We start from the raw sequence: 23748 nt of genomic DNA on the forward strand, positions 1-23748 counted from the left end.
CGGCATGAGCGAATTGGTTGCGGCGTTGCCGATGTATGATTGGCCTGAAGCGCGCGGTGAAGTTGATGCGCAATGGCTGCTGCCGCGCGACGCCTTCCGGCAAAAAGGCATCGATGCGCCGCAAACCATCGTGCGCCGCAATGGCGACCTGCCGCCGGTGCCGGGCGGCATATTCGATGCCCAAGGAACCTTGATCGCGCCGGACCCGGCGACATTGCCGCCGGACGAACTCGATTATCACAAGCTCTGGCTGCATCCGGCGCTGTTGTTCGCACAGACCTGCTGGGGGCCGATGGAACTCGGCCTGTCCCGCCATGTGCAAGTGGTCGGCCAGCCGAGCTACGACGCCTATGAAGGCGGGCAAGGCGAGCTCTATTCGAGCGCGCTGGTGATGCGGACGGGCGAGGGGCCGGAGGCGCGATCGCCCGCGGATGGCAAGGCCTTCCTCCCACTGGATCTGATCCGCGGCAAGCGCTTCACCTTCAATGGCCTCGATTCGATGTCGGGCATTATCGGGCTGACGCGTGATCTGCAGGCGGCTGGCGAAAGCCTCGATATCTTTTCGGCGCGCAGCGCAAGCGGCGGCCATCGCGCCTCGATCGTTGCCGTTGCCGAGGGCAAAGCGGATATCGCCGCGATCGACTGCGAAAGCTGGGCGCTGGCGCAGCGTTTCGAACCGGCAGCGCGGAAAGTGGCGATTGTCGGTTGGACGGCACGGCGCAAGGGCCTGCCATTCATCACCGCCAGAACAACGCCGGAAGAGACGGTCCGAGCAATGCGCGAAGCTCTTGCCGGATTAGCCGAGCAGCCTCGTATCCAACGGGTAGGTTGAAAGCTGCTTATTGCCGGTTTCGGTGATCAGGATCTGCTCCTCGATCTTGACGCCTTCGCGCCCACCCAGCCTGCCAATATAGCTTTCCACGCACAGCACCATGCCTGGTTCGAGCACGCCATCCGGCGTGTCTGGTGTCCAGTCGCTGGCATGCGGCAGTGTCGGGTATTCGTCGGCCAGGCCAACGCCGTGATAGAGCACGCCGTAGCGGGTCGGGAAACAGTCCCCAGGTGGCACCGCTGAGCGTTCGACAAGGTCGCGAAACGAGATGCCGGGTTGCATCAATTCAGTGTTGTGTGTGATCTGGTCGGCGGCGATGCGGAACAGGTCGCGCTGTTCGTTCGACGGTTTTGCGTCGCCGCACAGCCAGGTGCGCGACAGGTCGGCGCAGAAGCCGTAGGGGCCGATCAAGTCGGTGTCGAAGGCGACGAGGTCGCCAGCCTCGATCTTGCGCGACGAGCACTCCTGGAACCACGGATTGGTGCGCGGGCCTGATGCCAGCAGCCGTGTCTCGATCCATTCGCCGCCGCGCGCAATGTTGCCACGATGCAGTTCCGCCCACAATTCGTTCTCGGAAATGCCTGATATCAGCGCCTGTTCCATCTCGCCCATCGCCGCCTCGCAGGCGACGATGGCGCGGCGCATGGCAAGGATTTCGTCTGATGATTTGATCAGCCGCGCATTCTCCATCACCGCTTCACCATTGCCGATGGAGACACCAAGCCGCGCCAGTTCCTCGACGCCTTCGGGATTGAGGTGGTCGACCGCGATGTGGCTGTTGCCGCCGCCATGGTCTCTCACCAGATCGGCGATGCCGGCGGCCCAGCGGCGGACCTTTTGCTCCGTCAGCTCGCCGCCATAGAGATACATCCACGAGACGGCCGGGCGCACCTCGTCGACGACGCCGGAATGGTCGGACAGATGCTCGCAGGAAAAATAGTCGAACAGCACCACCGGCCCTTCGGTGGCGACGAAACAATGCCGCGTCGGATTGTGCGCAACCCACAGCTGCATGTTGGTGCTGTCGGTGGCGTAGCGGATGTTGACAGGGTCATAGAGCAGGGCGCCGGCATAGTTGCGGCGCTTCAGTTCGGCGCGGATGCGCTCCAGCCGGTATTTTCGCATCGCCGGCAGGTTTGGCGCGGCAATGCCTGCCGCCGCCCATTCCGCCTCAGCTTGCGCGCCATAGCCCAGCACATGCTGGTTGAGCGAAGCCGCCTTCTGGCGAGAGCCTTCGCGCAGGGCCTCGATCGAGCCTGGCTCGAACGGCATGATCTTGCGGTGGCGGCCGAAACCGCCTTTTGGCGCCGCGCTGTCCATGACTGAGCCTCAGGTCCGCATCTTCTCGCCGCTCGGGTCGAAAGGCGCCTCGACATTGATGCGGGCCGGCCGCCGGTGTCCGAGGATCTCGATCTCGAACAGGCCCGCACTTTCGTCTTCGGCAAGGGCTGCCGGCACATAGCCCTGCGCCATCGACTTCTGGACATAGTGGGCGTAGCCGCCCGACGTGACCCAGCCGACCACGCGCCAGTCGCCGTCGACAATGCCGCGCACGGCGGAAGCGCCTTCCGCCGCCTTGGAGCCACGCACTTCCTTGCCCTTGTCGTCGAAACGCGGCGCGCCGTAGCCATGCGGCTTTTCCACCGTGCCGAAATCCTTGCTGACCTTGGCCCAGATCGGCTCGTCGCCCATCACGTCGGCGTCGGCAGCGTCGACGATGAAGGAGACACGGCGCAGTTTTGGTCCTTCCGCCTGTTCCTTGGCGGCGGCTTCGCGTCCAATGAAGTCGTTCTTCTCGAGCTTGATGAAGCGATCCATCGAGCCTTCGAAAGGGCCGTAGATCGGACGTAGCTCGCGGAACCAGGTCGGGAAGTTCTTCTCGAGACGCATGGAGAGCAAAGCGCGCATGCCGAAATCGACCAGGCCGAATTCCTCGCCGGCATCCTTGATCGCCTTGTACACCAGGCGCTGGTAGGCGGGGGCCATCCATATCTCGTAGCCGAGATCGCCGGTATAGGTGATGCGGTTGACCATGCAGGGTGCGCCGCCGACCGCCATCTCACGGAAATCCATGAAGCGGAAGGCCTTTGTCGAGATGTCGACATCGACCAGCTTCTGCAGCAGGTCGCGTGATTTCGGTCCGGCGATCGAGAGGCCGACCAGCGTCTGGTCGAAGCGATGGATGCGCACCGAACCGTCCTTCGGCAGGTGCTTTTCAAACCAGCGCATGTGGTATTTCTGCGCCGCCGACGAGCCCCAGATCATGAAGCGGTCTTCGCCGGCCTTGGCGATGGTGAAGTCGCCGATCAGCTTGCCGAATTCGTTGATCATCGGGGTGAGCACGATGCGGCCGGTCTTCGGCATGCGGTTGGTCATCAGCCGGTTGAGGAATTCTTCCGCGCCGGGTCCCGACACTTCGTATTTGGCGAAGTTGGCGATCTCGGTGACGCCGACGCGCTCGCGCGTGGCGCGCACTTCCTCGCCGATCGGGCCAAAGTCGTTGGAGCGGTGGAAGGAGACGATATCCTTGGGTTCCTTGCCCTTCGGTGCGAACCACAGCGGCGTCTCAAGTCCCCAACTGTCGCCCATGACCGCATTGTTGGCGAGCATTGTGTCGTAGAGCGGCGTCGTCTGTGCCGGGCGTGCGGCCGGCAGTTCCTCATTGGGGAAGCGGATCGAGAAGCGGCGCGAATAGTTTTCGCGCACCTTGGCGTTGGTGTAGCGCAGGCCGGCCCATTCGCCGAAGCGGGCGACATCCATGCCCCAGACGTCGAAGCCCGGATCGCCATGCACCATCCAGTTCGACAGAGCGAGGCCGACGCCGCCGCCCTGACTGAAGCCCGCCATGACGGCGCAGGCGCACCAGAAATTGGTCAGGCCCTGCACCGGGCCGACCAGCGGATTGCCGTCGAGCGCGAAGGTGAACGGGCCGTTGATGATCTGCTTGATGCCGGCCTTCTCGATGCCGGGGAAATGCTTGAAGCCGATCTCCAGCGACGGCGCGATACGGTCGAGATCTGGCGGCAGCAATTCATGGCCGAAATCCCACGGCGTGTTGACCGGCGACCACGGCTTGCAGGCCTTTTCATAGGTGCCGAGCAGGATGCCGTTGCGCTCCTGGCGGGTGTAGATTTCGCCCTTGAAGTCGAGCACGCCGATCATCTCGCGGCCGGTCGACTTGTTGAACTCCTCGACCTCCGGCATCGGCTCGGTAAGCAGGTACATGTGCTCCATGGCCAGCACCGGCAGCTCGACGCCAACCATGCGACCGATCTCGCGCGCCCACAGGCCGCCACAATTGACGACATGCTCGGCGTGGACCGTGCCCTGTTCGGTGACGACGTTCCAGGTGCCGTCCGGCTGCTGCGTCAGGTCGACGACGCGGTTGCGCAGCACGATCTCGGCGCCGAGTTTCTTGGCCGCCTTCGAGTACGCGATCGTGGTGCCCGAGGGATCGAGATGGCCCTCGACCGGATCCCACATGGCGCCGACGAAGTTCTTCTCGTCCATCAGCGGGAACATCGCCTTGGCTTCGGACGGTGTAATCAGTTCGGTGTCCATGCCGAGATAGCGGCCCTTGGCGTGGGCAAGCCGCAGGAAGTCCATGCGCTCCGGCGTATCGGCCATCATCACGCCGCCGGTCAGATGCAGCGAGCAGGACTGGCCGGAGATTTCCTCGATCTCCTTGTAGAGCTGCACGGTGTAGGCCTGCAGCTTGGCGACGTTGGGGTCGCCGTTCAGCGTATGGAAGCCGCCAGCTGCGTGCCAGGACGAGCCGGAGGTCAGTTCCGAGCGCTCGATCAGCATGATGTCGGTCCAGCCGGCCTTGGCCAGATGGTAGAGCACCGAGCAGCCGACGACGCCGCCGCCGATGACAACCGCTTTTACATGGGATTTCATGAAGATAGGTCCGTTTTTGCGTAAATTGAATCAGAGGTTTTGGTCGCTGTCGTGACGACGTACGTCAAGCACGATCAAAAATCGGTCGGCGCGCCGCCTTCGGCCGTGCGCTTCTGGACGAAGTCGTTGAGCTCCTCGCGGATCGCCGGGTCCATGTAAGGTTCTTCGTAGGACGCCAGCCGTTCCTTCCAGACCTTGTTGGCCTTTTCCAGCGCTGTCGGCGAGCCGGCTTCCGCCCAGGTCTCGAAGTTGCGCCAGTCGGAAAGGATCGGCGAGTAGAAGGCGGTCTTGTAGCGGTCCTGCGTGTGCTGGGTGCCGAAGAAGTGGCCACCGGGGCCGACCGACTGGATGGCGTCGAAACCGAGCGCCTCTTCGGACAGGTCGAGCGGGGTGAGGAATTCGGCCACCATCTGCAACAGGTCGATGTCCAGAATGGTTTTTTCGTAGGAGCAGCGCAGGCCACCCTCGAGCCAGCCGGCGGCGTGCATCATCAGATTGCCGCCGCCCTGGATGGCGCCCCATAGCGAGAACACGCTCTCATAGGCCGCCTGTGCGTCGACCGTGTTGGCGGCGCAGGTGTTGGAGGTGCGGTAGGGGATGTTGTAGCGGCGGGCAAGCTGGCCGCCGACGAGCTGCGCCTTCATATATTCAGGCGTGCCGAAGGCCGGTGAACCGGACTTCATGTCGACATTGGAGGTGAAGCCGCCATAGCCGACCGGCGCGCCCTTGCGCACCATCTGGGCAAAGGCGATGCCGGACAGCGCCTCGGCATTCTGCTGCACCAGCGCGCCGGCGATGGTGACCGGCGCCATGGCGCCTGACAGGGTGAAGGGCGTGACGACGACGACCTGGCCCTTGCTCGACATCTGGATGATGCCTTCCATCATCGGTACGTCGAGCTTGAGCGGCGAATTGGTGTTGATGATGGTGAAGACGGACGGCTCCTCGAGCAGTTGCTCGTGGCTGATGCCGCGCGCGATCCTTGCGATCTCGATACCGTCGACATTGCGCTCCTTGCCGAGCGAATAGATGTGGAACACCTTGTCGGTCAGCGTGGCGAGGTCGCGGATGCATTCGAGGTGGCGGACCGAGGGATGGATATCGGTCGGCTCGACCGGATAGCCGCCGGTGCAGTTCAGGATGTTGTGCATCTGCGCAAGACGCAGGAAATTGCGGTAGTCCTGCTGGTTGCCAGGCCGGCGGCCACGATCGATGTCGGAGCAATTGGGCGCCGACGCCATCATCGAGATGATCAGATTGTCGCCGCCGAAGCGCACATTGTGCGCGGGATTGCGGGCATGGATGGTGAATTCGGACGGGCAGTTCGACACCAGATCGAGGATCATGTCGCTGTCGAAGCGGACACGCTCACTGCCTTCGCTGACATCGGCGCCATGCGCCTTCATGATGCGGCGGGCCTCGTCATGCAGGACATCGACACCGATTTCCCTGAGCACGCGTAAGGAGGCGAGGTGGATCGATTCCAGCTCGTCTTCGGAAACCAATTTGGTGGGCGTGAGCGGGTTTCTCAGCTGGCGGAAAGCCGGCTGCTCGAACGCGGCGGAACCGCCGGCGCGCTTTCCGGCGCGGCCGCCACGGCGGGCACGGTCGGGTGCCTGTGCCGATTCTAAGGGTTGTAGGGCGGCGGTCATGATGGTCCTCGTAGGATGCGATAGTGGGCGGCATAATGGACCGGCGGCCCCCCGGCCATTGCGGAGGTGGCGACCACTAGGGCGAGGGAAGCGACATGCCGGAACGGCAGCTGCGTGGCCATGACATCGCCTGACCACCGTGCGGTTGGCGCAAGCGGATTTCCCTTGCCGGCCCTTTCTTTCCCCGGATTGAACCAGTAGCAGTGACCTTGCCGGCCGGGAGGTCTGCCGGCACCTCACATGGAATGACGGAATGGTGGCAACCGGCTCTAGCGAAGGCGAAGCGGGAACGCAGTGGGCAGCGCTCGCTGGCGTCACTGCCGCACTTGCCATGTTCGGCGCCGCGCAAGGGCTGAGCTCGCCGCTGTTCACGCTTCTGATGCAGAAGCAAGGCATGTCGCCCGGGCTGATCGGCCTGTCGGCGGCGATGATGCCTCTCGGGCTCATCCTGTCGGCATCGTTCGTGCCGGCGGCGGTGCGGATGGTCGGTGCGCGCAACCTGGCGGTCGGCTGCTCGCTGATCGGAGCTCTGTGCTTCCTGGCGATCGGCTATCTGCAGAACTGGGTGGCCTGGTACCTCATCCGCTTCATCATCGGCGTCGTCATCAACCCGCTCTATATCCTTGGCGAGGTCTGGGCACTGTCGCTGGCGCCGCCGTCGCGGCGCGGCCGGGTGATGGGGGTGTTCAACACGCTGATGGGTGCCGGCTATGCGGCGGGGCCCTTCACCTTGACCCTGGTCGGCACATCGGGCTGGGCACCCTTCAGCGTCGGTGTCGGCGGCTTCATGCTTTGCGCGGTCATTTTGCGCCTTGTCTCGTCAAAACTCACCGGCTTCGAGGATGACGGTCAGCCTGCCGGCAGCTTTATCGGCTTTGCCCGGCTGGCGCCGGCGCTGCTGCTGGCCGTGCTGGTGTCGGCCGCCGTCCAGCAAAGCACCTATGCGCTGGTCCCGGTCTTCGGTGCCGGCTATGGCCTACCGGAAGCGATCCTCGCCGCGCTGGTGATGGCGCTGTCGCTCGGCAACATCCTGCTGCAGATCCCGCTCGGCCTGCTCGCGGAGCGGTTCGGCGGCCGCCCGATGATCGTGGCCTGCGCGGTGGCGACGGCAATCTGCGCGGCGCTGCTGCCGCTGCTGATCACGACGCCGCTGATCTGGGGCGTGCTGCTGGTGATGGGCGCGGTCGGCTACGGCGTCTATACGATGGCGCTGGTCGAACTCGGCAGTCGGTTCAAGGGCACGCTGCTTGTCACCGGCAATGCGGCCTTCGCCTTGCTGTGGGGCGTTGGCGGCATTGTCGGCCCGCCGGGTGCCGGCCTGTTGATGCAAGGCATCGGTCCGCTGGGGCTGCCCGTGGTGATCACCGGTCTCGACGCGGTTCTGGTTGCCTTCGCTTTGTACCGCTCCTGGCAACGTCGAGCCTCCTGACATGCATCTGGCTGGAGCAAGCGCTTTCCACCGGCGGGGCTTACCGCTGTTTGGCCGAACCGCTAATCCTGCCGCACACCAACGGTAGGACCATGGCCGCAGCGGAAACTGGCGAAGGGATGCAATGGGCAGCGATCACCGGTGTGATCGCGACCGTCTCGGTGTTTGCCATCGCCCAGGGGCTGTCCTATCCGCTGTTGAGCTTCATCCTGCAGCGCCAGGGCGTCTCGCCGGCAATGATCGGCCTGTCGGCGGCCATGACGCCGATCGGCTTCATCGTCTCGTCGCCACTGATCCCGGGGCTGGCGCGGCGGTTCGGGGCAGGGCGCACGGCGCTGACTTGTGCCGCGCTCTCGGCTGTCGTGCTGGCGCTCATCGGCTGGACGCAGAATGTCTATCTCTGGTTTCCGCTGCGCTTCCTGATCGGCGTGGTGACCAATCCGCTCTATGTCTTGAGCGAAATCTGGGTGATCGCACTGGCGCCGCCGGCCCGGCGCGGCCGCATCATGGGCGTCTATTCGACGATCATCTCGGCCGGATTTGCGACCGGGCCGCTTTGCCTGCTTGCCGTCGGCACGCAGGGGTGGCCGCCCTTCCTCGTCGGTATCTGCGCCTTCGTGCTGTGCGGCATCTGCCTGGCGTCGGTGCTGCCGCGCCTGCCGAAGGTCGACGAGGCCGGTCATCAGGTTTCCGTCCTGGGCTTCGTGCCGATGGCGTGGCTGCTCTTGTTCGCCGTCATCGTGGCCGCGGGTTTCGAGCAAGGCGCGCTGGCTTTGCTGCCGGTCTATGGCACCCATCACGGCATTGCGGAAATCCGCATGTCGGCGCTGCTGTCGATGATGATCGCCGGCAACATCGCCATGCAGGTGCCGCTCGGCCTGCTGGCGGAGAGGCTGACCGCGCGCTTGGTGCGGCTTGCCTGTGTTTCCTTGACGGCACTTGGATGTGTCCTGCTGCCGCTTCTCATCGAAACGCCGCTGATCTGGCCGATGATTTTCGTCTGGGGCGCGGTTTCCTACGGCATCTACACGATGTCGATCATCGAACTCGGCGAGCGCTTCACCGGCTCGACACTGGTCGCCGGCAATGCCGCCTTCTCGCTGATGTGGGGCGTCGGTGGCATTGCCGTGCCGCCGCTGGCCGGCACCGCCATGGATATACTGGGCGCAAGAGGCCTGCCGATCACGCTTGGCCTGATGTGCCTGGCGCTGGCGGTGGCGAGCGTCGCCGGTCGCGGGAAGGCCTGAATCCTCTGTCGAGATGCCGCAACTCTTGAATATCGGACGCGGCATGTCGATGTTGCGTGCCGAAGCATGCCTATTGGAGATTCCATGACCAAGCCCATCGCCAAGCCGGAAGCCAGCACCGCGGATCCCTTCCTCTGGCTGGAGGACAGGACCAGCAAACAGTCGCTCGACTGGGTGCATGGCCAGAACGAGATCACGACAGGCGAATTGCAGGGCGATCCGTCCTATCAGGCGTCGTTCCAGACGGCGCTCGATTTGATGACGGCCGAGGACAACATCGCCGTCGGCGCGGCAATCGCCGGCCATGTCTATAATTTCTGGCAGGACAAGACCAATGCGCTCGGCCTGTGGCGCCGCACGACCGTCGCTTCCTACAAGACCGAGAAGCCGGTCTGGGAAACGATCATCGACTTCGACCAGCTTGCGGCGAAGGAGGGGGTAAAATGGGTGTTCAGCGGCGCCAGCCGGCTCTACCCGGACTTCAGCCGCTGCCTGCTGTCGATGTCGCCGGACGGCGGCGACGCCAGCGAGATGCGCGAGTTCGACATCGAAACCAGATCGTTTATCGAGGGCGGGTTTCGCGCCCCGGCCTCCAAGTCGAGTTTCGGCTGGCTGGACAAGGACACGGTCATCGTCTCGGCGGCCTTCGAGGAAGCCGACAAGACCGAGTCCGGCTACCCACGTGTGATCAAGCTCTGGAAGCGCGGCACGACGCTGGAGGAGGCGAAGCCGATCTTCGAGGCGCAGAAAGAGGATCTCGCCGCCGGAGCCGGCGTCGAGTTCGACGGCGAGAAGCGTCACGTGTTTCTGGCGCGTGCGATCAATTTCTTCGCGTCGCACAGCTTCCTGCATCTCCCGTCTGGTGAAAACAGGCGCATTCCGCTGCCCGACGACGCCACCGATACATCGCTTTTCAAGGACCAGTTGGTGTTCGGCGTGCGCACGCCATGGACGGCGCCGGACGGCACGGTGTGCCAGCCGGACGGACTCTATTCACTCGATTTCGCGCACTGGATCGAAACCGGCAGTTTTGGCGCCATCGAAACCCTGTTGGCGCCGGCCTATCGGGTGTCGATCGCCGGCATTGCCCGCACGCAAGACCGGCTGTTCATCGGCCTGATGGACAATGTGCGCGGCAAGGTCGTCGTCTGCGAGCGTAGGGATGGCGCCTGGTCGATGAAACCGGTCGCGCTGCCTGAAAACGGCACTGTCGGCATCAGCCATGCCGAGCATTTCGGCTCAAGCGTGTCCTTCTCCTTCACGGATTTCCTGACGCCGAGCTCGATCATCTGGTCTGACGACAATGGCGAGACGCTCGCCACCGTGAAGTCGCAGCCGGCGCGTTTCGATGCCGCGCCACTGATCTCGGAGCAGTTCGAGGCGCGCTCGAAGGACGGCACGATGATCCCTTATTTCGTCGTCAGGCGGCGCGACCAGAAGGGACCGGTGCCGACGCTGCTCTATGGTTATGGCGGCTTCGAGGTACCATTGCTGCCCGGCTATGCCGGCGTGCGCGGCAGGCTGTGGCTGGAGAAGGGCAACGCCTATGTCCAGGCCTGCATCCGTGGCGGTGGCGAGTTCGGCCCGGCCTGGCATCAGGCGGCGCTGAAAGGCAATCGCCAGAACGGTTATGATGATTTCGCCGCGGTGGCCGAGGACGTCGTCAGGCGCGGCATCGCCACAGCAAGCTCGCTCGGTATCCAGGGCGGCTCGAATGGCGGCCTGCTGACCGGCGTTTCCCTGACGCAGCACCCGGAGCTGTTCGGCGCCGTCATCATCGAGGTGCCGCTGCTCGACATGCTGCGTTACACCGAATTGCCGCCCGGCGCCTCATGGATGGCCGAATATGGCGATCCGTCGAAGCCGGAAGACGCAAAGTGGCTGTCCGCCTATTCGCCGTACCAGCACGTCCGGGTCGATGCGGCCTACCCGCCGATCCTTCTGACGACTTCGACCGCCGATGACCGCGTCCATCCCGGCCATGCGCGCAAGATGGCGGCACGCCTGCAGGAGGCAGGCCATGCCAGGACGCTGTTCTTCGAGGAGACCGAAGGCGGGCATGGCGGGCGTGGCGACCGCCGGCCGCAGGCGGCGCAGACGGCGATGAAATATGTCTTCCTGCAGCGGGCACTCAGCGCCAAGGCATAGACGTATTCCGTCATGGGCCAAGCAAAGGGTGGTTCACCTCGGCCAGCCTTTGCTCTAAGGTGCCTTCCATGGCTCCTGCTATGACCTTTGTCTGCACGTTCGGGGTCGCGGTGACACCGTCACCGCGCACGCTGCGTGCGGAGCTTTTGCGGCTGTGCGCCCGCATCGGTTATTCGCCGCCTGCCATCCTCTGACGAATTCGCCCCGGCGCCAGCCGGACTGAATCCAGAGGAAAGATCCAGACATGACCTATCAGAATTATTCGCTGAAGCAGCTTCAGCAGATCGACGCCGCGCATCATCTGCATCCCTTCACCGACCACAAGGAATTGCGCGAGGCGGGTTCCCGCATCATCACCCACGCCAATGGCCCGTTCATCTACGATTCCGAAGGGGCCGAACTGCTCGACGGCATGGCCGGCCTGTGGTGCGTCAACATCGGCTATGGCCGCGACGAACTGGCCGAGGCCGCCTATGCCCAGATGAAGGAACTGCCTTACTACAATTCCTTCTTCAAATGCTCGACGCCGACGCCGGTGCTGCTGTCCAAGAAGCTGGCTGAAATCGCGCCACGCAACGTCAACCAGGTGTTTTATGGCTCCTCCGGTTCGGAGGCCAATGACACCGCATTGCGTCTTGTCCGCCACTACTGGGTGCTGGAGGGCAAGCCGGAGAAGAACCGCATCATCTCGCGCAAGATGGCCTATCACGGCTCGACCATCGCCGGCACTTCGCTCGGTGGCATGGATGCCATGCACAAGCAACTGAATGGGGCCGTGCCCAACATCGTCCATGTGATGATGCCCTATGCCTATGAACTGGCGCTGCCTGGCGAAAGCGATCATGATTTCGGCCTGCGCGCGGCCAAATCGGTCGAGGACGCCATCCTCGAAGCCGGCGCCGACAAGGTCGCGGCTTTCATCGGCGAGCCGGTGATGGGTGCGGGCGGCGTCAAGATCCCGCCGGCCAGCTACTGGCCGGAAGTGCAGCGCATCTGCCGCAAATACGATGTGCTGCTGATGCTCGACGAGGTCATCACCGGCTATGGCCGCACAGGCGAGTGGTTCGCCGCCCAGACATTTGGCATCGAACCCGACACCATCACCACGGCCAAGGCGCTGACCTCAGGCTACCAGCCGCTGTCGGCACTGCTGGTCGGCGACCGCATCACCTCGACGCTGGTCGAGAAGGGCGGCGAATTCAACCACGGCTACACCTATTCCGGGCACCCCGTGGCCTGCGCCGTGGCCTTGAAGAACCTGGAGATCATCGAGCAGGAAGGGCTGGTCGACCGCGTCAGGAACGACACCGGGCCTTATTTCGCCAAGGCCCTGCAGGAGCGCATTGCCGGGCATGACCTGGTCGGCGAGGTGCGCTCGATCGGTCTGATGGGCGCGATCGAGATCGTCAAGGACAAGGCGACCAAGGAACGGTTCCTGCCGTCGGGAAGTGCCGCGGTGACGGTGCGCGATCATGCCATCGCCAACGGCATGATGCTGCGCGCCACCGGCGACACGATGATCCTGTCGCCACCGCTGATCTGGACCCGCGACACGATCGACATGGCCTGCGAGCGGATCGGCAAGGCGCTGGATCTGGCACAGGCAGATTTGCGCAAGCGCTAAGAGCGAACCTCGACCGGGCGTTCTTCAAGGGACGCCCGGCCTCGAGAAACATGCTGCCGCGATGGGGAACAAACTTCATCCTCCGCGCGTAGTGTGTGAGGCAGCGGCCGGCCTGGCTGCGACAAGGGGTTCATTTCCATGAGAAAAACCGGCAAGAGCCGACGCGCGCAAGAAGCAGCCAGCATCGGCGCGGATCTGATGCTGGCGCCGCTGGTGGCAATGATGCGCCTGCCGCTGATGGCAATGGACGCCGGCAGCAGCCAGCCCTGGGGCACCGAAATCGCGCGTGCTGTGAACGAGAAGACCGCGGCAATCGCCGAGGGCGCATTCGCGGCGCAGATGTCCTTCCTGCAGTCGACATTGCGGTTCTGGCCGGAAGTCCTTTCCGGTCGAACGCCGTCGCTGTTTAACGGCGTCGCGGCTGAACGGTCGATGAGCGCTGCGCTGAAGCCGGCCAGCCGCGCGGTGAAGGCGAATTTTCGCCGGCTTTCGTCAAAGGCGTGAATTGGGCGCTGCGGAACTTTGATTTTGCGCATTGTCGGGATCATGCGCTAGAACCGATCGGCAGGCGCACCGATGGGGGACATCATGGCCGGACAACCGCTCAACCAGCCGGCTGAAATTCCGGCCGAGCTCGATCGCTGGAACTGGGGCGCCTTCTTCCTCAACTGGATCTGGGGCATAGGCAACAGCACCTTCATCGCGCTGTTGATGTTCGTCCCGCTGGTCAACATTGTTATGCTCTTCGTGCTGGGCGCCAAGGGCAGCCGTTGGGCGTGGCAGAATGTTTCCTGGCGCGATGCCGAACATTTCCGCAGGGTCCAACGCAACTGGGCGATCGCCGGGTTCATTGTCTTCGTGGTCGGGCTTGTCGGCATTGCCGCCGTGGTCGGCATCGTCCCTCGTCTGCTGAAGAGCAGCGACGCCTACCGGCTAACCATGGAGACGGTGCGCGCCGATGACCGCGTCAAGACGGCCCTCGGTGACGATGTTGACGCCGGTTATTGGGTGCTTGGCAGCGTCCAGACCGGTTGGAACGGCTCGGGCGACGCCCAGCTCAGCATTCCCATCCATGGCAGCCACGGATGGGGTTGGGTGATGTCGCATGCCGTGCGCAGCGCAGGAAAATGGAACCTGCGCCTGCTTGTCGTCATGGCGGGAGGGGCACCAATCGTGCTGGTCGATGAGGACCATTTCGCCAGTCCAGATGCGGTAACCAAAATATAATCGGACGACGCAGCAATAGTTCCAGAAACGCAAAAACCGCGCTCCATCGGGAACGCGGCTTTGCCAGATACGCATGGCGTTTCGCTACGCAAACACTTGGCGAAACTTACGGGCTCCGGTACGCGAGACCTGATCCGGAGCGCCGGGCGGATGCGATATGTCCGCCTCGCAATCCGTTTTATAGGGACATCGTTACCGCAGAGTTATCGAGAGCTTAAGCAAATCTAAATTTGCGGCTTTTCGGCCGGACGGATCCGGAAAAGCCCATTAAATCCGTCGGTTACGCTGGGTTACCCCTGAGAAAATTAATTATGCCGGAGAAATCGGCGCCGCCATGCCCCTGGGCGTTGAACAGGGCGTAGAGCTGCGCCGCCTCGGCGCCGAGTGGGGTCACCGCGCCCGCGCCAAGTGCTGCTTCCTGGGACAATTTCAGGTCTTTCAGCATAAGTGCCGCGGCAAAACCCGGTCTGTAATCCCTGTTGGCGGGCGAAGTGGGCACCGGGCCGGGCACCGGGCAATAGGTGGTCAAAGACCAGCACTGGCCTGACGAGGTCGAGGCGACATCGAACAGCGCCTGATGCGACAGGCCGAGCTTTTCCGCCAGCACGAAGGCTTCGGCGACGCCGATCATCGAAATGCCGAGGATCATGTTGTTGCAGATCTTTGCCGCCTGGCCGGCACCGTCGCCGCCGCAATGGACGATGCGGCCGGCCATCGGCTTCAGGATCGGCTCGGCGACGGCGAAGGCATCGTCGGAGCCACCGGCCATGAAGGTCAGCGTTCCGGCCGCGGCACCGCCGGTGCCGCCGGAAACGGGTGCATCAATCGATAACAGGCCGTGCTTTGCGGCTGTCGCATGCGCCTTGCGCGCTGATTCAACGTCAATGGTCGAAGAATCAATGAACAGCGCGCCCTTTTTTGCCTTGGGCGCGATGTCCTCATAGACCGACAGCACGTGCTTGCCCGCCGGCAGCATGGTGATCACCACATCCGCGTCTTTCACGGCGGCTGGCGCGTTGGCCATGACGACGATGCCGTGCTCGCGCGCGACCGTCAAATTCTCTGGCATCAAGTCGAAGCCATGCACCGTATGGCCTGATTTGACGAGGTTGGCTGCCATCGGATTGCCCATGTTGCCAAGGCCGATGAAGGCGATCGTCGTCATTGTCTCACTCCCAAGTTCTTGCTGACTCTCGACTTCTTGCTGGCTTCAGCGGCCGATCAGGGCGCGGGCGATGATGACGCGCATGATCTCGTTGGTGCCTTCGAGGATCTGGTGGACGCGCAGGTCGCGCACCAGTTTCTCGATGCCGTAGTCATGCAGATAGCCGTAACCGCCCAGCAATTGCAGCGCGTCGTTGGCGACGTTGAAGCCGGTGTCGGTGACGAAGCGTTTGGCCATTGCTGACCATTTGCCGGCATCCGGCGCCTTGCGGTCGAGTTTGGAGGCTGCCGCATAGAGGAAGATACGCGCCGCCTGCAGCTCGGTCTCCATGTCGGCCAGCCTGAACTGCAGCGCCTGGAACTGATTGATCTTGGAGCCGAAGGCCTTGCGTTCGGCCGTGTAGGACAGCGCCTTGTCGAGCGCCGACTGGGCGCCACCCAGCGAACAGGCGGCAATGTTCAGCCGGCCGCCATCGAGGCCGGCCATGGCGATGCCGAAACCGGCGCCTTCACCCGACAAGAGGTTTTCCGCCGGCACCTTGCAGTCCTCGAAAATGACCTGCCGGGTCGACTGCATATGCCAGCCCATCTTGTGCTCGTTGGCGCCAAAGGAGAGGCCGGGCGCATCTTTCGGCACGACGACGGTGGAAATGCCTTTCGGTCCATCTGCGCCGGTGCGCACCATGACGGCATAGATGTCGCTGTCGCCGGCGCCAGAAATGAACTGCTTGGTGCCGTTGAGGATATAGTCACCGCCGCTCTTCACCGCGCGCGTCTTGAGCGCCGCGGCATCCGAGCCGGAGCCCGGCTCGGTCAGGCAAAAGCTCGCCAGCCATTCCATAGAAGTCAGCTTCGGCAGGAAGCGCTGGCGCTGCTCCTCATTGCCGAAGCGGTCGATCATCGAGGCCACCATATTGTGGATCGAGATGAAGGACGAAAAGCCCGGATCGGCATGCGACAGCGCCTCGAAGATCAGCACGGCGTCGAGGCGGCCGAGGGCGGAACCGCCGACGTCGTCCCTGACATAGATGCCGCCGAGGCCGAGCGGTCCGGTCTCGCGAATCACATCGGCGGGAAAGTGTTTCCGGCGATCCCAGTCGAGCGCATTCGGCGCGACGCGGTCGGCGGCGAAGGCCTGCGCCATCTTCTGGATGGCGCGCTGCTCCTCGTTGAGTTCGAACTGGCTGGTGCTCGCATCGACCGCGGCGTCCATGGCGTTCTCTCCCTATGTGCCAGCTAGCCCGCTGGCCTGTCGTTTTTGGCTTTGCGCGGGCATCAATCTAGACCAATGATGCCGCCGCGCAACCCGATCCCTGCGGAGCAGTTGTGCGTCAATGCATGTCCGGAGCGAGATGTGACGACAAAATTCGATGAACTGTTGGGACGGCTCCACGCCTATCTCGCTTCTATAGACAATGCCCTGGTACGCGACGCCGTGGCGCGGATCGGTTGGGACATGCCGGCCCGTGCGCTGGAGCCGCGTCCGCTCGGCTGCCTGCGTCATCTCGATCGTGCAGTAGACTTGGCGCCGACGGCTGCGAAACCGTTGGTGCAAGTGCTGGCGGAGCAGCGCAACGAATTGCACTGGGGGCAGACCTACACCGAGGCGGATTTCGGCAAAACCTTCATCGACAATTACGGCTGGCTGGAAGTGTTCGGAACGCGCGGCCATTTCGCCGATGACGCGGTGGCGGCCGGGCTGCTGATCCTTGGACCTGATATCGTTTATCCTGATCACCACCATGTCGCCGAGGAGATCTACATTCCTTTGACCGGCGGCACCGAATGGCGCATGGGCGAGGGCGGTTTTCGCAAGCGGGAGGCCGGCGAGGTCGTGCACCACGCCTCGAATGTCAACCACGCCATGCGAACGGCTAGGGAACCATTGCTGGCGCTCTACATCTGGCGCGGCGGGCCGCTGGCGCAGAAATCCACGATCACCGGAACCGCGACGCAGGGCCGGAACTGATGGCCAAGGCGATCATGCTGCAAGGCACGGGGTCGGATGTCGGCAAGACGGTGCTGGTCGCCGGCTTGTGCCGCGCCGCGAAAAAGCGCGGCCTGAAGGTGCGGCCGTTCAAACCGCAGAACATGTCGAACAATGCCGCGGTCGCCGACATTCCCGGCGACAACAACCATGGCGGCGGCGAGATCGGCCGCGCGCAATGGCTGCAGGCGATCGCTTGCGGCGTGGCGCCATCGGTCCACATGAACCCGGTGCTGCTCAAGCCGCAGACCGATGTCGGCGCGCAGGTCATCGTCCAGGGCAAGGTGTTCGGCGAGGCGCGGGCGCGCGACTACCAGGCACTGAAGGGCCGGCTGATGGACGCCGTGCTGGACTCCTGGGCGAAGGTGGGCGAGGGCGCCGATCTGGTCATCGTCGAGGGGGCCGGCTCGCCGGCGGAAATCAACCTCAGAAACCGCGACATCGCCAATATGGGTTTTGCCACGCGCGCCAATGTGCCGGTGGTGCTGGTCGGCGATATCGATCGCGGCGGCGTCATCGCCTCGGTCGCCGGCACGCATCTGATCCTGCCGGAAGAAGACCGGCGCATGATCGTCGGCTATCTCATCAACAAGTTTCGCGGCGATGTTTCGCTGTTCGATGACGGTTTGAAGGCGATCGAGAAATTCACCGGCTGGCGCTGTTTTGGCGTCGTGCCGTGGCTGAAGGCGGCGGCGCGGCTGCCCTCGGAGGATTCGGTGGTGCTGGAGCGGCTGGCGTCCGGTGAGGCGCGTGCGCTGAAGGTGGTGGTGCCGATGCTTGGCCGCATCGCCAATTTCGATGATCTCGATCCGCTCAAGGCCGAACCGCAGGTCGAAGTGGTGTTCGTGCCACCCGGCAAGCCGCTGCCGGCCGATGCCGGGCTGGTGGTCATTCCAGGCTCGAAGTCGACGATCGGCGATCTCATAAAGTTCCGCGAGAATGGCTGGGACCGGGATCTTGCCGCGCACCGCAAGCGCGGCGGCCATGTCGTCGGCATTTGTGGCGGCTATCAGATGCTTGGACGCACGGTGCGCGATCCCGACGGCATCGAAGGCAGCGTCACCGAAGCCGAAGGGCTTGGCCTGCTCGATATCGAAACGGTGATGGAGCCGGAGAAGATGGTGCGCAATGTGAGCGCCCGCTCGGTCCAATTCGACCTGCCGCTCGAAGGCTACGAAATCCATCTCGGCCGCACCACCGGCCCGGACACGATACGGCCGTCGGCGATCATCAATGGTGTCGCGGACGGCGCGATCTCGGCCGATGGCAAGGTGTCGGGCACCTATATGCATGGCCTGTTCGGCGCCGACGGCTTTCGCGGGAAATTTTTGGAAAGCCTTGGCATCAAGGGTGGCGGCATCAACTATCGCGCCGACGTCGAACAGGCGCTGGACGACGTCGCGGCCGAGCTGGAGAGCCACCTCGACTGCGACGCGATTTTTGGGCTGGCGCGGTGATTTTACGGCGCTAGTGATTAGCAGGGAGCACCCATCGCTTCGTCATCCTATGGCGAAGCAAGGAGCGAAGCGACGCGGCGCAGACCATAGGATCCATGCCGCGACTTCGAAGCGTTGCTTCGGTGCAGAATTCTGCACCGCTGCACCCCACGACTGAGGTAGCGGCATGGATCCCAGGGTCTCCGCGACGCCGCTACGCGGCTGCTCCGCCCTAGGATGACGAAGTTGGGAGGCTTCGGCCAATCATCGATGAAGGTTCGCCGAAACGAATGATGTTCAGCCCTTGTCTCCCGCCTTCGGCCAGTAAGTGCCGAACGACCAGACGCTGCCTTCCGGATCGCGGCAGATGAATTCGCGGCTGCCATAGTCGCGGTTCGTCAATTCCTGGATGATGGTAGCGCCGGCTTTCCTGGCCTTGGCATAGGCGGCATCGGCATCGTCGACGGCGATATAGATCGACTTGCCGCCGCCTGTGCCGGGTTCGCCGACCATCTTGCCGTAGTCGTCATCGCGCGTGCTGCCCAGCATGATCATCGAGGCGCCGAAGACCAGTTCGGCATGGTGCACGACATCGCCTTCGCCGTAGCGGGCGCGGACGCTGAAGCCGAAGGCTTCGCAGAGCCAGTCGATCATTTTCGCCGCGTTTTTATAGCGCAGGGCAGGGTAGAGGCGGGGGGCTTCGTTGCTGGTGGTCATGTTGATCTCCTTCAGTGGGGTTGGTCGATGCCCCAATCTGGGCGAAGGCCGTTCCAGCGTCTTGAAGAAATGTTACCTGCTGAGAAGTGCCGTTGGCGTCTCGCCGGCAAAGTCGCGGAACTCCCGCACCAGATGCGCCTGGTCGGCATAGCCGCAATCGGCGGCGATATCGGCCCAGTCGGCCGTCGGCTGCCGCGACAGGCCGAGCGCCCGGTTGAAGCGGACGATGCGCGACAGTGTTTTCGGGCCGATGCCGGTCGCGTCGGTGAATTTTTCGGCGAGGTGTTTGCGGCTCCAGCCCAGTCTTTCAGCGATCGATGCAATCCGGGTCCGGCCACCTGATGTGATGATGCGGTCATAGGCCCAGGCGATTTCGAGCGGCGTTTCGGCGGTGCTCGCAAGCCGGGTGGTAACGAAGGCTTCGGCCAGATCGAAACGCGTCGTCCAGTCCGGCGCGTTGCCAAGCTGTTCGCGCAGTGCCATGCCCTCGGCGCCCAGCACGTCATCGAGGACGACCATGCTGTCGGTCAGTTCGCTCATCGGCAGGCGGAAGAAACGGCGTGCCCCAAGCGGGGTGAAGTTGATCTGCACACAGCAGGCAGCGCCGAAGGATTCGATCATCACCGGCCCTGCAAAAAGGCCGGCGGCGAAACTGGCGAAGCGGTCATTGTCGCCGGGCGCCTTGCCGAGGCCGATGGCGAAGGGCTCGGCGAAGCTGATCACCAGCGGCACCGTCAGCGAGGCGTATTCGACATTGCGGAAATGGCCGACCGCGATTTCACGATAGCCGCAAATGTCGGTGATGATGCCATCAAGCGCAGGATCGGGAAGGCGCCGGCGCATCTCGAAGCGCCCTGCGATGGAGCGATCCTGTTCCTTCCGGCGCTGCGTCTCGATCGGCATTGGCCATCCTTCCGCCGAGATAAATCTATCAGCCGTCGGCCGGAATCAAAAGCGCCCGGCTTTTTTGGCCGGGCGCTCTCTGTCCCCACTTCAAGGGAAACTTGTCAGGCGCCGCGCATCAGGCAGCCGGCGGCGAGCACGATGTAGGCAATGAGAACGATCCACACCGATGCGAGCGGGATAAATGCGAGAACGCCAAGCGCGGCGAGAATGCCGATAATGGCGATGACAAGGGAAATGATGAAAACAATCTGGGTAGGCGCACTGAGATTCATGCGTGGCTCCTCCAACATGATTCGAACAGCGTCATTGTAACAGGCGCGTGATCACACACCAATCATGACACGCAGCGGGTTGGCCGGATCGGCCAGCAGTTTCACCGCCAGCGCCACGCAGACGATCACCAGCAGCGGCTTGATCAGTTTGGCGCCGATGCGCATGGCCAGGCTGGCGCCGACGCGGGCGCCGAGGAACTGGGCAACGCCCATCATCAGGCCGATCTTCCAGGAGATGACGCCGACAGCGGCAAAGACGATGAAGCCGCCGATGTTGGAGGCGAAGTTGAGCAATTTGGTGTGCGCCGTCGCCTTGAGCACGCCGTGGCCGGCAAGGGCGACGAAGGCCAGCATATAGAAGGAGCCGGCGCCGGGGCCGAACAGGCCATCATAGAAGCCGATGGCCGGCACCAGGGTCAGCCCGAACAGGAATGGCGACAGGCGCTCGGCTCGATCGACATCGTTCATGTTGGGCTTGAGCGCGAAATAGAGTGCAATGGCGATCAGCACCAAGGGCAGCAGGGCGCGCAGGAGATCGCCGGGCACGATCGTGGCCAGCAGCGCACCGATGGCACTCCCCACAAGTGCCAGCAGCGCCGAGGGCAATTGCCGGCGGAGATCGACATGGCCCTTGGAGGCATAATGGATGGTCGCCGATCCGGAGCCGAACATGCCTTGCAGCTTGTTGGTTCCAAGCGCCGCGACCGGCGAGAAACCGGCAAGCAGCAGTGCGGGGATGGTGATCAGCCCGCCGCCGCCGGCGATCGAATCGACAAAGCCCGCGGCAAAGGCGGCGAAGGCGAGCATGGTGATTGTCTGGGTGGTGAGGGCGATCATCTGATGTGCGGAGACGTCCGGTCGGCGGGATAACGGCGTTCGACCACGACCGCCCTGTTTGCGCAAGGCCGATTCCGCGCTACCTCTATCCAAGCGCATCGCGCTTGGATTTTCATTTGTGCGCAGTTAACCCGGAAAGAGACCCTGATGGCATTCGCATTGCTGGACCAGATACGCTCGATCTTCGACGGCGACCCGGGCGTGCGCAAGGTTGCGGACGATCCAGTCCTGTCGGCGGAACTTCTGATGCTGTTCCGCATGATCCTGGCCGACGGGACGGTCAGCGAGAGCGAGATGGTTGCCTTCCGGCGCATCTGCAAGGACGCCTTCGGCATTCCGGAAACCAGCATCGACGCGGTCATCGAATATCTCAACGAGTTCGGCTACGAGACCAATGGCTCGCAGGCGATTGCGCTGTTTCGCGATCTCGACGTCGAACGCCGCAAGCAATTGGCCCAGCATATGGCGGAGATCGCCAAGGCGGATTCGCAATTGGCCGAGAGCGAGGTGCGCCTCTTGCGCCGCACGCTCGACCTGCTCGATATCAGTCCCGTCGATGTGGTGAAGCCGGAAAGCTGAGGCCTTGCGTGGATAGCGAATCGCCGAAGCTTGGGGGTATCTGAGTGAGCTTTGCCGACAGCTACCTAGGACAATTGCGGGCGTTGATCGGGGATCGCCTGGTGCTCATGCCTGGCGCGCGCATCGTCATCGAGCGTGCCGACGGTTGCATCCTGTTGCAGAAGCGGACCGATTTTGGTTTGTGGGGCCTGCCCGGCGGCAATGCCGAGGAAGGCGAGGGGCTGGAAGCGGTGGTGATCAGGGAGGTCATCGAGGAGACCGGACTGGTCGTCAGCGACGTCGAGCCGTTCGGGTTCGGCTGCGACCCGGAATATGAAACCTTCCAATTTCCGAATGGTGACCGCACCCAGTTTTTCGCGCTGATGTTCTACGCGCGCTCGTTTGAAGGCGAGCCGGCCGTCACCGACGACGAGAGCAGCGCCGTCGGCTGGTTCGCTGTCGACGGCTTGCCCGAAATGCTGCCCAACATGGCGCGCAGCATCGAGGCCTATCTCCGGTTCAAGGCTACCGGAAAATTCCAGATGATTTGACCTGCATTCTTCGACAGGATTGCTGGTGACGTCCAGGTGCTCCACGAACGTTCACGGCGGCGTTCACCCCTGTGTCACCCGCCCATCTTCGTCAGTTCGTCCTTCGCCTGCGCACTCCAGCGTGCGGCACGCTTCAAAAACGCGACCGCCTTGGCCTTGTCCGCTTCGTAGCCTCCTCGACCCTCCGCCATGTCATGGGCGAGGGCGACAACGGCGTCTTCGTTGCCTTGATCAGCCGCCAGCTTGTAAAGGCGTGCCGCCTCACGCGAATCTTGTGGCAACCCGCCTTTGCCGTCCTCGTAGAACCCGCCGAGGTCGTACAGCGCGTATTTGTTGCCAGCATCGCTGGCCTGCCTGAAGAGCCGGGCAGCCTGCTTGTCGTCCTTCGGCAGGCCGTAGCTGCCCCGCTCATAGGCCTTTGCCGCGAAGTCCCACGTCTGGGGATCGTCGCCGGCCGAGGCTTTCTGGATCAGTCGCAGCGCCTCTTCCGGGTTCGTCGACAGGCCGCCTTTGCCCCTGAAATACATCCTTGCGAGATCAAACGCTGCCTGGGCGCTGCCGAGCGCCGCCGCCTGGTGCCAGAGCTGGACGACGTCTGCTTGCCTGTCTTCAGCCAGGCTCAACGGCAGGCCGAGCGCATGGAGTGCGTCCGCGTCGCCGGCGTCGGCTGCCTCCTTGATGAATTGGATCTGCGCTTCGCGGGGGTCGGTGGCGAAGGTCGTATCCGCGAACAGGTCGCGGCGCTGCGACTTGGCTTCCGTGGCGTCCGACGCCATCGCCTTTTCCAGAAGGAGGATGGCCTGCTTGCTGTCCTGTTGGAAACCATCGCTGCCGTGCCAATAGAAGGCGGCCAACGCGACCTGCGCCGCGGGATAGTTCTGGTCCGCGGCGCTCTTATGGCTTCGGCCGGCCAGTGCCATTTCATCGGCCGACGACGACCCGACACTCCCGCTCGCTTCATGCGCCCGGCCGAGGTTGAAAAGCAGGCGCGGATTGTTCGGGTCGGCGGCCAGCGTCTTTTCGCAAGCCGCGATGGCGTCGACCGCTTCGATCCCGTAGAGGCCAATCCCCGTGCCGACCCGATTCGGATCGGTGGGCGAGCCCGCAAGACGGTCGCACTCAGTCGGTTGATCGGCAAAGGCCGCCCGCGCCATCAGCAATCCGAACACGCCGGCGACAATCATTCGACGCGACCGCATGGAGCCTCCTGCTTGTTTGGTTCTCCAAACCATATTTGGATTTTTGCGCTTGGTATATGCGT

The 23748-nt window shown here is 63.5% G+C and carries 22 protein-coding genes; 12 read left to right on the forward strand and 10 right to left on the reverse strand.

Features of this window, described 5'->3' with window-relative positions; translation table 11 throughout:
- The first annotated feature begins 4 nt into the window (after window positions 1-4).
- A complete protein-coding gene (locus tag DBIPINDM_RS33350; RefSeq protein ID WP_258583200.1) occupies window positions 5-832 on the forward strand; it encodes a phosphate/phosphite/phosphonate ABC transporter substrate-binding protein in 828 nt (275 codons plus the stop codon).
- Here the strand turns inward: DBIPINDM_RS33350 and DBIPINDM_RS33355 are convergent.
- From DBIPINDM_RS33355 to DBIPINDM_RS33365, 3 genes are all read right to left on the reverse strand, one after another.
- Window positions 797-2152 carry a M24 family metallopeptidase gene (locus tag DBIPINDM_RS33355; protein WP_258583201.1) on the reverse strand — a complete coding sequence of 452 codons (1356 nt, stop codon included), beginning with the start codon at window positions 2150-2152 and terminating at the stop codon, window positions 797-799. The two genes, DBIPINDM_RS33350 and DBIPINDM_RS33355, sit on opposite strands and share 36 nt — an antisense overlap.
- Window positions 2153-2161: 9 nt before the next feature.
- Window positions 2162-4732: a GcvT family protein gene (locus DBIPINDM_RS33360; protein WP_258583202.1), complete on the reverse strand. Its 2571-nt coding sequence runs from the start codon at window positions 4730-4732 to the stop codon at window positions 2162-2164.
- 74 nt (window positions 4733-4806) lie between these two features.
- Complete coding sequence (locus DBIPINDM_RS33365) at window positions 4807-6384, reverse strand: trimethylamine methyltransferase family protein (protein ID WP_258583203.1); 1578 nt, start codon at window positions 6382-6384, stop codon at window positions 4807-4809.
- 253 nt (window positions 6385-6637) lie between these two features.
- Here DBIPINDM_RS33365 and DBIPINDM_RS33370 point away from each other — a divergent pair, with 253 nt between their 5' ends.
- The 7 genes from DBIPINDM_RS33370 to DBIPINDM_RS33400 all read left to right on the forward strand — a co-directional run bounded on the left by DBIPINDM_RS33370 (window position 6638) and on the right by DBIPINDM_RS33400 (window position 14059).
- Window positions 6638-7813: an MFS transporter gene (locus DBIPINDM_RS33370; RefSeq protein ID WP_258583204.1), complete on the forward strand. Its 1176-nt coding sequence runs from the start codon at window positions 6638-6640 to the stop codon at window positions 7811-7813.
- A gap of 92 nt (window positions 7814-7905) precedes the next feature.
- Window positions 7906-9060: an MFS transporter gene (locus tag DBIPINDM_RS33375; protein WP_258583205.1), complete on the forward strand. Its 1155-nt coding sequence runs from the start codon at window positions 7906-7908 to the stop codon at window positions 9058-9060.
- Window positions 9061-9144: 84 nt separating this feature from the next.
- A complete protein-coding gene (locus DBIPINDM_RS33380) occupies window positions 9145-11208 on the forward strand; it encodes a prolyl oligopeptidase family serine peptidase (RefSeq protein ID WP_258583206.1) in 2064 nt (687 codons plus the stop codon).
- 68 nt (window positions 11209-11276) lie between these two features.
- Window positions 11277-11402, forward strand: a complete 126-nt coding sequence (locus DBIPINDM_RS33385) for a capsid protein (protein ID WP_258583207.1) — start codon at window positions 11277-11279, stop codon at window positions 11400-11402.
- 50 nt (window positions 11403-11452) lie between these two features.
- Entirely contained in the window at window positions 11453-12832 is a 1380-nt protein-coding gene (locus tag DBIPINDM_RS33390) for an aspartate aminotransferase family protein (protein WP_258583208.1), read from the forward strand.
- 138 nt (window positions 12833-12970) lie between these two features.
- Window positions 12971-13336: a hypothetical protein gene (locus DBIPINDM_RS33395; protein ID WP_258583209.1), complete on the forward strand. Its 366-nt coding sequence runs from the start codon at window positions 12971-12973 to the stop codon at window positions 13334-13336.
- Between the two features lie 84 nt (window positions 13337-13420).
- Window positions 13421-14059 (forward strand): cytochrome c oxidase assembly factor 1 family protein, encoded by a 639-nt coding sequence (locus DBIPINDM_RS33400; RefSeq protein WP_258583211.1) that lies wholly within the window; start codon window positions 13421-13423, stop codon window positions 14057-14059.
- A gap of 280 nt (window positions 14060-14339) precedes the next feature.
- On the opposite strand, the gene mmsB is transcribed toward DBIPINDM_RS33400, so the two are convergent.
- Together mmsB and DBIPINDM_RS33410 are read right to left on the reverse strand one after the other, a co-directional pair.
- Window positions 14340-15224: a 3-hydroxyisobutyrate dehydrogenase gene (gene mmsB / locus DBIPINDM_RS33405; protein WP_258583212.1), complete on the reverse strand. Its 885-nt coding sequence runs from the start codon at window positions 15222-15224 to the stop codon at window positions 14340-14342.
- Window positions 15225-15269: 45 nt separating this feature from the next.
- Window positions 15270-16436, reverse strand: coding sequence for an isobutyryl-CoA dehydrogenase (locus tag DBIPINDM_RS33410; protein WP_258583213.1), 1167 nt, complete (start codon window positions 16434-16436; stop codon window positions 15270-15272).
- A 141-nt stretch (window positions 16437-16577) separates the two neighbouring features.
- On the opposite strand from DBIPINDM_RS33410, the gene DBIPINDM_RS33415 reads away from it, so the two are divergent.
- The gene (locus DBIPINDM_RS33415) at window positions 16578-17192 is read left to right on the forward strand and encodes a dimethylsulfoniopropionate lyase (protein ID WP_258583214.1); all 615 of its coding nucleotides are present in this window, start codon (window positions 16578-16580) and stop codon (window positions 17190-17192) included.
- Entirely contained in the window at window positions 17192-18667 is a 1476-nt protein-coding gene (locus DBIPINDM_RS33420) for a cobyric acid synthase (RefSeq protein ID WP_258583215.1), read from the forward strand. The genes DBIPINDM_RS33415 and DBIPINDM_RS33420 overlap by 1 nt, the downstream gene beginning before the upstream one ends.
- A 276-nt stretch (window positions 18668-18943) precedes the next feature.
- Here the strand turns inward: DBIPINDM_RS33420 and DBIPINDM_RS33425 are convergent, their stop codons facing one another.
- From DBIPINDM_RS33425 to DBIPINDM_RS33440, 4 genes are all read right to left on the reverse strand, one after another.
- Entirely contained in the window at window positions 18944-19363 is a 420-nt protein-coding gene (locus tag DBIPINDM_RS33425) for a VOC family protein (protein ID WP_258583216.1), read from the reverse strand.
- 72 nt (window positions 19364-19435) lie between these two features.
- A complete protein-coding gene (locus DBIPINDM_RS33430; protein ID WP_258583217.1) occupies window positions 19436-20266 on the reverse strand; it encodes a helix-turn-helix domain-containing protein in 831 nt (276 codons plus the stop codon).
- A gap of 104 nt (window positions 20267-20370) precedes the next feature.
- Window positions 20371-20541 carry a hypothetical protein gene (locus DBIPINDM_RS33435; RefSeq protein ID WP_080511798.1) on the reverse strand — a complete coding sequence of 57 codons (171 nt, stop codon included), beginning with the start codon at window positions 20539-20541 and terminating at the stop codon, window positions 20371-20373.
- Window positions 20542-20592: 51 nt separating this feature from the next.
- Window positions 20593-21378 carry a TSUP family transporter gene (locus DBIPINDM_RS33440; protein WP_258583218.1) on the reverse strand — a complete coding sequence of 262 codons (786 nt, stop codon included), beginning with the start codon at window positions 21376-21378 and terminating at the stop codon, window positions 20593-20595.
- A 147-nt stretch (window positions 21379-21525) separates the two neighbouring features.
- Between DBIPINDM_RS33440 and DBIPINDM_RS33445 the strand changes: the two genes are divergently transcribed.
- Entirely contained in the window at window positions 21526-21957 is a 432-nt protein-coding gene (locus tag DBIPINDM_RS33445; RefSeq protein WP_258583219.1) for a TerB family tellurite resistance protein, read from the forward strand.
- A 44-nt stretch (window positions 21958-22001) separates the two neighbouring features.
- Complete coding sequence (locus DBIPINDM_RS33450; protein ID WP_258583220.1) at window positions 22002-22487, forward strand: NUDIX domain-containing protein; 486 nt, start codon at window positions 22002-22004, stop codon at window positions 22485-22487.
- Window positions 22488-22561: 74 nt separating this feature from the next.
- On the opposite strand, the gene DBIPINDM_RS33455 is transcribed toward DBIPINDM_RS33450, so the two are convergent.
- Window positions 22562-23671, reverse strand: coding sequence for a tetratricopeptide repeat protein (locus tag DBIPINDM_RS33455; RefSeq protein ID WP_258583221.1), 1110 nt, complete (start codon window positions 23669-23671; stop codon window positions 22562-22564).
- Window positions 23672-23748 lie beyond the last annotated feature (77 nt).

The organism is Mesorhizobium sp. AR02 (assembly GCF_024746835.1).
Taxonomy (GTDB): Bacteria; Pseudomonadota; Alphaproteobacteria; order Rhizobiales; family Rhizobiaceae; genus Mesorhizobium.